At 41.4% G+C, this 12,819-nt stretch carries 12 protein-coding genes and 1 pseudogene; 1 reads left to right on the forward strand and 12 read right to left on the reverse strand.

Annotation, left to right across the window (positions count from 1 at the left end):
* From B3209_RS02245 to B3209_RS02280, 8 genes and pseudogenes are all read right to left on the reverse strand, one after another.
* Window positions 1-614 (reverse strand): annotated as a pseudogene (locus tag B3209_RS02245) (alpha/beta hydrolase); the annotation flags it as partial.
* A 33-nt stretch (window positions 615-647) separates the two neighbouring features.
* Window positions 648-1,019 carry a hypothetical protein gene (locus tag B3209_RS02250; RefSeq protein WP_296664407.1) on the reverse strand — a complete coding sequence of 124 codons (372 nt, stop codon included), beginning with the start codon at window positions 1,017-1,019 and terminating at the stop codon, window positions 648-650.
* A 462-nt stretch (window positions 1,020-1,481) separates the two neighbouring features.
* Window positions 1,482-2,174, reverse strand: a complete 693-nt coding sequence (locus B3209_RS02255) for a DUF6261 family protein (protein WP_296664404.1) — start codon at window positions 2,172-2,174, stop codon at window positions 1,482-1,484.
* Window positions 2,175-2,630: 456 nt separating this feature from the next.
* Window positions 2,631-3,254: a GTP pyrophosphokinase gene (locus B3209_RS02260; RefSeq protein WP_296664402.1), complete on the reverse strand. Its 624-nt coding sequence runs from the start codon at window positions 3,252-3,254 to the stop codon at window positions 2,631-2,633.
* 4 nt (window positions 3,255-3,258) lie between these two features.
* Window positions 3,259-4,263: a hypothetical protein gene (locus B3209_RS02265; RefSeq protein WP_296664400.1), complete on the reverse strand. Its 1,005-nt coding sequence runs from the start codon at window positions 4,261-4,263 to the stop codon at window positions 3,259-3,261.
* A 29-nt stretch (window positions 4,264-4,292) separates the two neighbouring features.
* Complete coding sequence (locus tag B3209_RS02270; RefSeq protein ID WP_296664398.1) at window positions 4,293-5,327, reverse strand: DNA cytosine methyltransferase; 1,035 nt, start codon at window positions 5,325-5,327, stop codon at window positions 4,293-4,295.
* Window positions 5,315-6,724 (reverse strand): protein NO VEIN domain-containing protein, encoded by a 1,410-nt coding sequence (locus B3209_RS02275; RefSeq protein ID WP_296664396.1) that lies wholly within the window; start codon window positions 6,722-6,724, stop codon window positions 5,315-5,317. Before B3209_RS02275 ends, B3209_RS02270 begins: the two co-directional genes overlap by 13 nt.
* The gene (locus tag B3209_RS02280; protein WP_296664394.1) at window positions 6,717-7,787 is read right to left on the reverse strand and encodes a DNA cytosine methyltransferase; all 1,071 of its coding nucleotides are present in this window, start codon (window positions 7,785-7,787) and stop codon (window positions 6,717-6,719) included. Before B3209_RS02280 ends, B3209_RS02275 begins: the two co-directional genes overlap by 8 nt.
* 258 nt (window positions 7,788-8,045) lie before the next feature.
* On the opposite strand from B3209_RS02280, the gene B3209_RS02285 reads away from it, so the two are divergent.
* The gene (locus B3209_RS02285) at window positions 8,046-8,909 is read left to right on the forward strand and encodes a LysR family transcriptional regulator (RefSeq protein WP_296664392.1); all 864 of its coding nucleotides are present in this window, start codon (window positions 8,046-8,048) and stop codon (window positions 8,907-8,909) included.
* A 31-nt stretch (window positions 8,910-8,940) separates the two neighbouring features.
* Here the strand turns inward: B3209_RS02285 and B3209_RS02290 are convergent, their stop codons facing one another.
* From B3209_RS02290 to B3209_RS02305, 4 genes are all read right to left on the reverse strand, one after another.
* Window positions 8,941-9,627: a DUF4405 domain-containing protein gene (locus B3209_RS02290; protein ID WP_296689723.1), complete on the reverse strand. Its 687-nt coding sequence runs from the start codon at window positions 9,625-9,627 to the stop codon at window positions 8,941-8,943.
* Window positions 9,628-9,743: 116 nt separating this feature from the next.
* Window positions 9,744-11,195 carry a flavodoxin gene (locus B3209_RS02295; RefSeq protein ID WP_296689725.1) on the reverse strand — a complete coding sequence of 484 codons (1,452 nt, stop codon included), beginning with the start codon at window positions 11,193-11,195 and terminating at the stop codon, window positions 9,744-9,746.
* Window positions 11,196-11,214: 19 nt separating this feature from the next.
* Window positions 11,215-12,156 (reverse strand): DUF362 domain-containing protein, encoded by a 942-nt coding sequence (locus B3209_RS02300; RefSeq protein ID WP_296689726.1) that lies wholly within the window; start codon window positions 12,154-12,156, stop codon window positions 11,215-11,217.
* Window positions 12,157-12,334: 178 nt separating this feature from the next.
* Window positions 12,335-12,751, reverse strand: coding sequence for a cyclophilin-like fold protein (locus B3209_RS02305; protein ID WP_296689728.1), 417 nt, complete (start codon window positions 12,749-12,751; stop codon window positions 12,335-12,337).
* Window positions 12,752-12,819 lie beyond the last annotated feature (68 nt).

The following is a 12,819-nucleotide window of genomic DNA, read 5'->3' on the forward strand; positions in this document are numbered from 1 at the left end:
GCAATCTGCCTGTTGTTTTTTTCCTGGAACATAAAGTGGCTGTTGCCGGTGATTCCCATTTTCGGCAAGTCCCAGACTTCCGCGTCGCCGCCGTCAGCACGGTAATGCTCGGCAAAGTCAAGAGCCTGGTCGCGCACGTTTTTCCAGAACGCGGTTGAATGAATGTCGCTAGGCCCATTGTCGATGTAGTCGCCGAAAATCACGACCATCGGAATCTTCGCCTCAAGGAATTTCTTGTATTCCGCAGAGCCTGCCGCCGGAGTTCCGCCCGGCTCAACTGCAATCAGCGCCGCCATGTTCTGAACGTCCGTCTGCCAGCCTACTCTTCCGCCCTGCGAATGTGTAACATAGACCGCCTTTTTTCCGGTGATTTTCGCGCTGTCGGAAAGAACCTCGCTCAACGCCGCGCCGAAAAGCTTTTCATCATAAGCTCCTGTGTTCGGCGTCATCTGGCGGAAAAACTGGTTCTGCGCCTCGTCTCCTTCAGGAAACTGGCTTCCGTCGTAGCGTCCCGGAGCAACACGCCCGATTCTAAAGTGAGTGTACCAGGACTGATCGCCCGGAAGATATTCGTTTGTCCTGTCCGCAAAAGTGTCGATGAATCCGCTTGTCATAACGGATGTGCTTCCGGATTCGCCTCGACGCGGCTAGCCAACAAGAAAAACCGCGCGTCCGTTCCGCAAAGCAATGTCGCTCCAGCCCTCGCGCCCGTCGGGAGTCGTCATCCAGCCCATTCTGCTCTGTCCGTAGCCGTGCAGGAACACAACCGGGCTTGCCTTTTCCTTAGCCGGAATCTGATAAAGAACGTTCGCATGGTCAACGTGAGCCGTGTTTCCCTCGCGTGTCTTGGAAAGCCAGTTTGTCGTCTCGTTGTATTTTCCCGGAACCGGCTCTGTAACCGTTCCGCCCGAACTGAAAATTCCCTGCTTTTTGATGCTGAGCGGTTTTGACTTAGGAGAAGCAAACGCAAAGCCCGCCATCAGAGCCACCGCAGCCGCCGAAAAAAGAATCTTTTTCATAGTTTCCTCCTTTGTTTGTTTTGATTTCAAATTTTCAGGGCGTTACCCGACATCCTGTCGAACAAGAAGCTTCGCTTCTTGCAATTTTTCTGCCCCTAATCCGCCATCCATGTCGGAATCAATTCCCGCAGAAAGAATCAACTCCGGCGGAAAATGTCGGGTCGGGCTATCCGCACTTCGCCGTCTAACCGCGGCTCATCCGCTTCACTCACTTTGTTCGCTCCAGTGGACTGCTTCGCAGGTGCTACTATCCCTAACGCTCTCTAAAAAAGAATATAAATCACGCTGGAAAATATTTAAAATATAATGTTTTTTTGCTGAGCATAAGTTTTGATTATGGCAAAGGAAAGAGCAAAACGAAGAACGAAAAAAAAACAGCCCCTGCCAAAAGCAGAAGCTGCCTGAAAAAACACAACGCACAATGAAAATTACGAATTATTCATTACGCATTACGAATTGAACTTACTTTCCCCTCTTTGCAACGCTCTCGTTCACTCGGCTGATTTCAGTCTCAACGCCCTTCGCAAAGTCCGCGACCGCCGTGTTTCCCACAATCGCCATCGTGTTAAGGTACGGAACAATCTTGTCGTTTATGACCGCAAGAATCGGCTTCTTGTAGCTTGACGCGCTCGCGCCCTTGCTGCCCTCCGCCTTTACAAAAGCGTCGTTCGCCGCCGTGAAGTTGTCCTGAGCCGCCCGGATTGCCGCAATAATCTCAGCAACGCCGTCCAGCTTCTCAATATCCGCCGCAGCTTCCGCAGACGAAAGGTCTTTTAGAAGGCTTTCAATCATCGAGCTTTCAGAAACATAGCTCGCGCTCAAAATGCCCGACTTCGCGTACTTGTCGTAAATAGCCTTCAGGCTGATAGCCGCAGCTTTCTTCTCCTCAAGCGGAAAAACCGCATAGCCCGAAAGAAGCGCGCCAAGATTTCTCACGGCCTCGTCTCGCTTTGAGTCTGCCTCGTCAAGGTTTGAAACCGCCTTGTCCTTTAGGATAGCCTCCGTAATCGCGTCGCTTAAAACCGTAAGCTCTGCTATCTGCGACTTTAGGAAAGCGTCTTCCTGAGCCTTTGAGTCCGCGCCGAAAATGCGGATGACCGAGTCCGAAAGCCCGTCCACCTCGGTGATACGGATTGTTGATTTTACTTTGTTCATTTTTTCCTCCATGCTGAACTGATAAAAACTGGCAAAAAAATAAACAAAGCTCTTTCCGTGTTTCCGGGCGACACCCGATTCCCGCAAAATTGCAAGCTGTCTTTGAACGGCGCAATTCTGTTTATTTCCCTGACCGATTGTTTAAAGATAAACAAATTCTTGGAAAACGACAAATAAAATGTGAGTACGATTAAAAAACTGAAAGGCGGCTTTCGTACTCAGTACGATTTTAGGATTCTGCAAAAACAACATTCGTACTAGGTACGATTTATGAAATTTGAAAAAATGACGTTCGTACTCAGTACGATTCCTGAAAAATTCAGAAAATGACATTCGTACTGAATACGATTCAAGAAAATCACAAAAAACACGGTTCGTACTCAGTACGAATGAAGAATTTTGAAAAAGCGATGTTCGTAGTGAGTACGATGTGGAGTGTATAAAAATAGAAAAAAATTATTTTTGAATCTTACTCAGCAATTCATCGAAAATTTTATCACTTCCCCACGACTGAGCAGAAGATAAAGCCAAAAGTCTTTGTTCTTCTTTTCCTAATTCTCCCCCTTCGATATGTTTGTAATTCAAATCATGCTCGCATTCTGACCACGCATATTGAAAAAGAGTTTTTATTTGCAATTCAAATACAACAGGAATATTTTCTTTTCCATATTTATCTCTAATTTCTTGCGGCATTGTAAGAATCATGTGTCTTCCAAAATATTTGAATTCATGGTCGTTATCAGGCTCTTTATTAATATCTTCAAAATTTGTGTAATAGTCATGAATTCTGTTTCCAACATTCTCAACATCTTTCAAATACAAAACTAATATTCTTGCTCCAATTTGGTCTTGTATTTCATTTATTGGATTTTGATACTTTAACTTTCCATCTTTTTCTTTTAAAGCTTTATCGACGAATCTATCAATTCCTTTTGCTCTAGTATCTATCCTGTCAATATGAATTTCGGTTCTCGGAATGTTATCAAATGTATTTGTTAAATCAGATTTCAAGTCCTTAGCAGCTTCTTGCAAAAAATTGTATCGTTTTGTGTACAAATCTAGTATTTCTTTTTTTTTCATAAAGTCAGACCTTTTGTTTATACTTTCTTTTTACAACTTTTCCACAAGACTTTATCATTGTTTTATCATCATTCTTTGTAAGAGTCCAAACTGTATCAAAATCTTTTGATGGGGCTATTGCGATTGCTCCATTATCCATTATCAAAAATTGATATGTGCAATTACTGTTGAATTCTTCGGAATCAATCTGAAATTGAACAGATGAATTTATTGCGGACAATTTACTAAGGACTTCATTTTTAGTTTCTTCAGATAGATTCATTAAAGAGAAAAAACCTTCAAAAGATGTAAGTTTCTGATTCACATTTGGAATCATTGAAATAACACCAGTAAGTTCTTTTTGCACTGTTTCACTGTCTGTTACTTCAATAGTCTTCCTAATTGCCTCAGCGAGCATTTTTGTTCCACGTTTTGGAGTCATTGATAATTCACAGTTGAGAAAATCTTTTATCCAATAATCAGAAATATATTTAATCTTTTTATCTTGATTAATCTGTTTGTCAATTGCAAATCCTGTAAGGAAGTTATCCGCTTTATCAAAGTATGCAATTTTAAACTTATGAGAATTTTTTATAAAAACATCATCAGATATATCAAGTTGAAAATTATTTTCTTTTGAATTTTTTATCATAATGCCAGTTTCGGCAGGAATTCGGAATAGTACAATTCTTTCATCATTTTCACTGCATAGCTTTATAATAAAAAACAAGCCATTCTTCATTGTCAAATCAGTACAAGATGACAATCTTGTTGATAAGTATTTAGCATTATCCAAGGAAAAATCATCATTAAGTTTTCTTAAATTCAACAATACTTCATTGTTCTGTGTTCCTGATACGGGAAGAAATTTTATTGGTATGTTACAGTTTGATTCCAAATTTTTTAAAATATCACTTACCATTTTATAAATAGGTTCATTGCAAGAAACTTCTTTTCCAATATTTTCTTTCAATTCTTTTACTTTCTTTTGAGCAAGCACTAGAAAACAAAAAATTTTATTAACTTCCATATTTCATTACCTCTATTTTATTATAGGATTTATGCAGTTTTTATTTCTTTATTTTTCTTGCTTTCAAACAATGGCTGCATTTCTTTGTCTTTCAATTCTAATTCTTCAAGAATTCTATTTACTTCATTTGCAACATACCAGAACATTACTGGAGCAATTGCATTTCCCAATGCGCGGTATTGGGCATGCTCAGAGCCGACAAGTTTGAAGTTTTCAGGGAAAGACTGGATTCTTGCGACTTCTCGAGGAGTGAAACGTCTGTATCTGCCGTTTTCAAGCAAAACCGGGTCTGTGCTGTTTAATGAAACTTTTGCAAGGTGCGCCCCAACTGTATTACAAGGCTTTTCAATATCTTGAGCACGGCCTTTGTTCATTTTTTCACGGCGTTTCATCATTCCGTCAACCGCTCTTTGAGAAAAGTAATATTTTTCATCAACACTGTTTTCTATAACCTTTTTTAAAGGCTCAAATTCCGAAGTGTTAATAATAATTGATTCTGGAAAATGAAAATCAATGTGTAAATCATTTCTAAATCCAACGATTATTACACGCTCTCTTTTTTGAGGAACACCGTAATTTGCTGAATTAAGAATCTGATATTTCACCGTATAACCGCTATTTTCAAATTCCTTTATAATTAACGGAAAAGCTTCTTTTTTGTTTGCTGTAAGAATTCCTTTTACATTTTCCGCAATAAAACATTTAGGCTGTTTTTCCCGTAAAATCCTGCACATTTCAAAAAACAGTTTTCCTCTGTCATCTTTTACGCCTAATCGCTTTGGATTCTGGGCAATAATTGAAAACGACTGACAAGGGAATCCGCCTGTCAAAACATCAATGTCAGGCAATTCTGAAGATTTGACTTCCCGAATATCCCTATTGTCAGGCTTCAAATTGAAGTTTTCTTCAAAAATCTTACAAGCATTGTCATCAATGTCATTTGCATAGACAATTTCCATATTATTCTGTCCATAATGTTTTCCAAGAAAGTCAAATCCGCCTAAAAGTCCAACATCAGTTCCGCCACAGCCACAAAAAAGAGAAGCAACTTTTAATTTTCCCATATCAGCAACTCCGTTTTTTCGCTTACATCTTCCGAAAAAGAAATATCAGCCCCGTCAGTTATACGCATTGCAATCTTATCGTTTTTATATAATTTCACCGGGTCTTGCAATATATAAATCATCTTGTTTGTTTTATTTATCATAAGACGGTAAACAAAATATCTATCTTTTAAGGTTGTTGCAGAATCCCATTCATTGCGAGTCAAATGAAAACTAAAAAATTTTAATGGCTTATAACTTATAGATGTTTTTACTTCTATAAATCGTTTAAGCTGATTTTCTTCCACGCTTTGAATGTCATATCCAACAGCTAATTGTGTAGGGATTTTCTTTATAAGATGAATTAAATCTTCTCGCCCAAGATTCTTTAATCTTACCTTTTCATGCCCAATTACAAGAGCTTCTCCCAAATCTCCAATATCTTTAGTTGAGCCAACATCATTAAGTATTTCCTCAATTTTTGAATCAACTGCAACCTCAAAATCAGATTTTTCAGAATCTTCATTTTCATCAATAAAATAACTTGATAAATCTGTTTTAAATAAATCTTCTGCTAAATTTGAATTTACATATTCGAACCAATCAGCCTCTAATGTAGAAATATCAGAAACTGAAAAAGTTTTTCCATAAAAATCATCATACCCATGAAACAATTCATCATCATTTATAAAACACATTATGGCTTCCATTTCTGTATGATTGATTGAATAATATCCATGTGATTCATGCAGCAAATTCGCTTGAACCATGTAATCAAGAATATCGCCTGCATAGCGATTTACATCTCCGCCATGTTCATATTCTATTTTATGTTTTCGATTTTCAAGAATAATGCCAGCAGTCTCTAAAACATTTCTATTATCTCTTGTAACGCGTAAATCATTGAAAATACAATGTGTAGCTTCTTCTTTAGTTATGTTTAGAGGTCTTTCATTTTCAATTTCATAGCTGTTCATCATTTTTAATATGTATTGAGCAGGCTTAAATCGTATTCCTGCATCAATCATATTTTTTATTTCATTTGACTTTAAATGTCCGCCTGGATATTGAAATTTAAAAAGATAAAACTTAAAGAATTGAACTAAATCCTGTGTTTTATCAAGAAAGTATGCTGTTTCACCTGTTTTTGTGTTTCTTGATTTCTTGTCTTCAATATAAAATCCAAATAATGCTGCAATTTCTGTCCGCCAATTGTTTATTGTTTTTTCAACACTATTTGAATTTCCTGGAAACAAATAAATTGCTTGATTCATTTTTTCAGCATATTCTTTTATAGGAAGTTCTTTCAATTCAGAACAAATATGAGCCACATAGAAAAGGACATTTTCAATATCACCTTTAAAACGAGGTCTTACATGATGAAGCCTATAAAAATATTCATTTGGAATTTTATACATTTAACAACTCCCTTATTTTTTCCGCAATTGCTTTAGCTAAAAGTGGCGGAACTGCATTTCCTACTTGTTTATATTGACTAGTTTTTGTGCCTATAAAAATAAAATCATCGGAAAAGGACTGCAGCCTTGCACTTTCTCTGACAGTCGGAATTCTGTTCCATTTATAATGAAAATGATGACGATGACCAGTGTCTATTGTAAAACTTGGCTTGTTGCTATTTAAACGAGTCCATGCAATGTGGACTTTTCTTGTCTGCTGCAAATCCAAAGGTAAATCTTTGTAGTTTCCACCATCTGGAACAAGAGCAATTATTTTTTTCGTCTGTTCACTGTGCTGGGTAATTTCATGATTATAGATTTTTTGAGAATTTTGCCGCATTAGTTTTTGGTAATCTGACTTTGCTTCTGTAAAATAATTTGTTCCGTCTGAAAGTGAATCTTCTGGCAAATCAGATAGAGCCTCTAAAGAAGTTACACAAGTATTCTGACTTTCTGGAAATTCAAACATTTCTTCTCCAAAAACATCTTTTTTCAAGCCGACGAAAAATGCTCGCCGTCTTGCCTGCGGAACTCCGTAATCAGAAGCTGTAAGAATTTTATAGGCAACGTTATAACCAATTTCTGTAAAATCATTTAGGACTGATTCTTTTACAATTCCATCACCAATTGAAAGAATGTTCGGAACGTTTTCCATAACAAAGACTTTTGGCTTGATTTCATCCACAAGGCGCACAAATGATTTATAAAGTTTGTTTCGTTCGTCATCCACAATTCTTTTTCCGGCGACTGAAAATCCCTGACAAGGCGGGCCGCCTATTATCAGCGGAATATCATTCTTTTCCAGTTTTGTAAGTTCAAATATTTTCTCGCTTGAAAGTTCTTTTATATCTCCGCAAAAAGCAACTGAATTTGGAAAGTTTTTTTTATATGTGACCACTGCGTCTTTCCAGACATCTATTCCGAATGCGGAAGAAAAACCTGCTTCCGAAAATCCTTTTGTAAAACCACCGCAGCCGCAGAAAAGGTCAATAAATTTTATTTTTTCTGAATCTAAATTGTTCACAAAAAACACTATACACAATTTTTGGCAAAACTTCCATAGTATTTTGCGTTAGGGATTGTAGGGGCGGCGTAGCCGTTGCGAAACGGAGCAAAGCGTAGTGGAGCAATGAAGCGATAGCGCAACCCCGAAAAGCCCGCCCCCGAGCGGTTGTTGAGCTTGTCGAAACGGAGCGAGGGGAACGCCCGAATAAAAAAACAGCCTTTCCAAGCATAAGTTTTGGTTATGGCAAAAATCAAAAAACTGTGATATTTTCAAACTATGATAGAACTCTACGTTTTGAATGAGCTTGCCGCCTTTCCAAAGTACGGAACTCTTACGGCGGTGGCGGAAAAGATGAATGTGTCGCAGCCGGCGTTGAGCCGCTCCATGAAAAAACTTGAAGAAGATTTGGGAATCCAGCTTTTTGAGCGCGGAAAAAACAGAATCATCCTGAACGAGAACGGAAAGATTGCCGCCGAGTATGCGCAGAAAGTGATTGATGCGGAGACGGCTTTTGAAAAGAAAGTCATTGAGTACGAGCAGACGCACAGAATTTTCAGTTTTGCGTCGATTGCGCCAATGCCGATTTCAGAGCTCACGCCGATTCTTTCGCAGCAGTTTATTGGAATGACGGTAAAATCTGAACTGAAAGACAACGAAAAGGAGCTTTACAAGTCGCTCGACAGCGGAAAATCAAAACTGGTCGTAACGCTCGCCCCGCCAAAGAACACGGAAAAATACGCGGCGGTAAAACTGTTCACGGAAAATCTATTCATCGTCCTTCCGAAAAACCATAGGCTTGCAGAAAAAGACAAAATCAGCCTGAAAGACCTTGCCGGAGAAAAAATCCTGATTTATAGCAAGCTCGGATTCTGGTATGAAACCACAAAAAAGCTCATTCCAAATGTGGAATTTTTTGACCAGCAGGAAATGTCCGCATTAAGGCAGCTTGCAAAGCTCACAGAACTGCCGTCGTTTGTCACAAACTTCACGATTCAGAACGTCTGCGAAATGAAAGACAAAAAAGCAGTTCCGATTTCAGACAGCGAAGTGAACGTAACATTCTGGTGCGTCTGCCTGAAAAAGAACGCGAATCAGCTTGCCACAATATTCTCGCAGATCCGCGCGATTTACGGGGAATAAAGAGACCGCCGTACCCGATTTATTTCAGCATCTATGCGTATATGTGCCGTGACTGCAAAAAGTTCATCGCAAAGTGCGAAAGCGCAATCATTCCGGCGGTCATTCCCAAATATTCTGCAACGCACACAAAAATATTCGGCGCGGAAAGTTTCCATGCGTTCTGCCAGAAAAGGTAGACGTAAAGCTGGCTGTGGACAATGCAGAAGATTCCGAGCGCGAAAATCAGAATCCACAGAATCTGCAAGGATATAAAGCGCGCTGAATTTTTTCCATTAGCAGATTTTTTGCCATTTGCCGCCTGTTCAAGTTTTTTAAGCCTTGAATGAAGATGAAGCCCCAAGTGGAAGCCCATTACCAGAAATCCCCACGAGCATGAAAAAGTGTGCAGCGGCCGGCTCCACGAAGCCATATTAATAGAAGAAAACGTAAAAACCGCTCCGCTCATCATAACCGAGCTGAACGCCATCAAAATCATAAGGGCAAACAAAAGCCACGCTGTCGCGCTGAACAAAATCCGAACGGAATTGTATTTTCCGCACAGTGCCGAACGGTAAAAGCCGCCGTTCAAAATGTGGTGCAAAATGAAAAGCGCAAAAAGCGCGACTCCGAAAATTCCATGAGCTGAAAGGTCTCGCACAACCTCGTGGCTCATCAAAAAAATAAAGTCCGCAAACATCAGAATATCGGTGATGATTTTTAGAAGTTTTCTAATTTTCATATTCAAATTGTATTTCAAAATATACCCACTTTGTTGGGCAAATATAGTGACTATATTTTAAAATAAAGTAACTATATTTGAAAACATAGTTACTTTATTTTTTAACTCAGAATAAATCACAGACCGCTTGATTTTAGCCATCCGTCGATTCTTGCGTTCAAGTCGCGGCCGCCGGAATAGAAGAACTCGAACGGAAGCCCCACGTAGCTTTTTGGCAAGTGCTTTGAAAGGTCGCTCACGCTGTCGCCGTACATTGTTCCGCCGTGGCTTGAAAATGAAACCACGGTTTTGCCCGAAAAGTCGTAGCTTTCAAGGAACGTGCAGACCGGCATTGGAAGAGTCGCCCACCAAGTCGGGTAGCCGAGCAAAACAACATCGTATTCCGCCATTTTTGCGGCAGAGATTTTTGTCTTTAGAGGAGGACGAGTTCCGCTCATCAGGTCGCGCTGGCTTACATCGTAAATTCCGCCCCGGTACGGATTCTGCATTTCAAGCTCCACAAGGTCAACTTTTTCCTCGCCATATTTTGACTTCAGGCTTTTTGAAATGTATTCCGCCGCGCTTTCGGTATTTCCCGAATAAGAAAAATACGCGACAAGCACGCGCGGATTTTTCGGAATCGAGATTGAAGCAACTTTCTCATCATATTTTGTCTCAAAAACGCCGTTCCGTTTTCCGGCGTTTCTCGCGATTCTGAATCCAAGATTCCTGTCTTTAGCGAGCGGATTTGAAGCAGAACGGTACGCGCTCCGCAAGTGCTTTCCAAAATCGTTGAAGCCGCCGCCACGGTTCACACGGTAAACGCCAGTTGCCGCACCAAGAGGATTCAAGACAGATTTTCCGCCAGAACGTCCAGCAACTCCAAACGCAGAAACAGCCTCATCATACCTGCCGTAATAGTCAAAAACCCACTCGCTAACATTTCCGTGCATATTGTAAAGCCCGAACGCATTCGGCGCGAGAGAGTCCACCGCAATCGTTTTTCCGCGGTTCAAGCCCGGCTGAACATTCGGATTTGTGCGCCGGACATAATTTTCTTCTATTAGATAAGGATAGCTTCCCTCGTAGTTCGCGTCTTTCGGATTGTTCCAGTTTCCAGTGCTGAAAATCGTTGTAGTTCCGGCACGGCAGGCGTATTCCCATTCCGCCTCGCTCAAAAGCCGGTAGCCGTCCGCCGCCAAGTCAACAGAAACATTAGAAAACGGGAACTTCGCGTTTTTTCCGCCAATCTTGTAAACCGCAGACAACCCTTCCTCCAAAGATTTCTTGTTGCAGTATTCAAGCGCGTCGTAAAACGAGACATTCTCAACAGGCAGATTCTCTCCCCTGTTATAGCTCGGATTTTCTCCCATCAGCTTTTCGTAATCCGACTGCCGGACTTCAAACGCGTCGCAGTAAAAATCGTCCACCGTAACAGAATGCTGAGCCTCGTCCTCACCGCGCATCCGCTCAGAAGCAGAGCTTCCCATCAAAAAAGTTCCGCCTTTGATTAAAACCATCTTCGGCTGTGCAAAAATTGAACCGCTCAAAAGGCAGGCTCCAGCCAATGTAAAAATAATTTTCTTCATAACAAGCTCCATCATATTTTTACTTCACTTCCACAAGCCTATAGTTTCTTGTGCCGTCGCCGAGCTTTTCAAGCTGCTCGACCATTCCAACGCGGTGGGCGGCTTTCCATTCGGATTTTGCGGCGCTGTCAACATCGGCTTTTTCAATCACAAAATCCAAAGTGCACTGCTCAAGAGCCACAATGTCGGTCGAAGCGATGATTCCGATTTTTCCAAGATTTTTTGCGCCACGGCAGCTGTCGTTCGGCTCTATGTCGTCAAGAACGTTGATGAACGCCCAGTTTTTCTTGTAGTCGAGTGCGGCTTTTGCAGCGTCTGCAAAACTTTTTTCAAGAACATCGGCACTCGTGTTGTGATAATGGCTTTCATCCGTGCCGCCTGAATGTATAATGCATTTTCCGCTGCGGTTGGCAAGGCAGAGCGAAATGTTCTTGATGTTTCCGTCAAACGCCGGGAGCATGTGAAGCCTAACGCGGAAAACCGAAATCAGCGTGTCAAAGCCGGCAAATTCTTTTCCGGTGCGCGCGTATTTCAAGAGATTTCCGCCGTTCAAAGGCAGGTTTATATAATCGCTGTCGCTCACCATCACGCATTTTCCGATTTCCGTGAATCCGTGCCGCCTCGCATACGAAAGGTTCATCTCCGAAGTGCGCCTGTTGCCCGACAAGCCGTTTCCGTCAAACATCGTGCCGCCGGTCGTCCGCACAAGCTCGCGCAAAAGCTCCGGCCTCAGAACTTCCTCGTCAGGCCCGCCAAAGCTAACCTTGATTCCCACGTTCCCCTCGATTTTCTGGTTCAGCGCGCGGTAAACTTTCATAAGCCCGGCGGAAGAAACATCGCGCGTAAAATAGACAACGCTTTGTTTTGCCTGAAAGACGTTTTTTTGACCGGCATTTTGATTCTGGGCAAAAATGCTGGTAGCAAAAAGCAAAGCCAAAAATGTTGAAAGTAGTTTCTTCATAATTTTTCTCCATTTTCTTCTCTATATTATGGGCGTTCCCCTCTCTACGTTCGGGGCGGCTGTTCCGCACTTCGCTCACGCTCTAAGTCCTCGCCGTGCAAACCGCACGGCTGCGGTCTTTGGCTTCGGTTGTTCAAACAACCTTCGCCAGTGCTCCATAGCCTAACGCAACTCAGTTTTATTCTGCCCGCTCAATCCGAATTTTTCCGCCATGGGAAATTGCGTTCAGTTTTGAAATATCGCCGCTGTCAATCTGCCCGACTTTTACGAATCTTGACGACTGTCCGGCCGGCTGGTCATCGGTCAAAATTATCAGGTAGCCGTAGGTGCAGTACGTGATGTCGCCTTTTTTGAGGCCACCGCGAAAGCCTTTTACCCCAGAAACGTCGATTGCGCGGTCGCCGTAAATCAAAAACGAATAAAGTTTTGTCATGTCGAGTTCGAGCGGCATACGGTCAAGCATTTGAGCGGAAAGCTCAGTTCGTTCAATCTGCGCATTGAAAGTCTGTCCGCCGCCAATGATTTTTACACGCTCAGCAAAAACCGAGCCGCACAACACGCACAACAAGGCAAATGCAAGAATCAGTTTTTTCATATAATCTCACCTCGAAAAAGATTTTCTTTTTTAGTTTACTTCGTTCACAACCCGGATTGCATTCAAAC

This window comes from Treponema sp. UBA6852 (genome assembly GCA_002449305.1).
GTDB lineage: Bacteria > Spirochaetota > Spirochaetia > Treponematales > Treponemataceae > Treponema_D.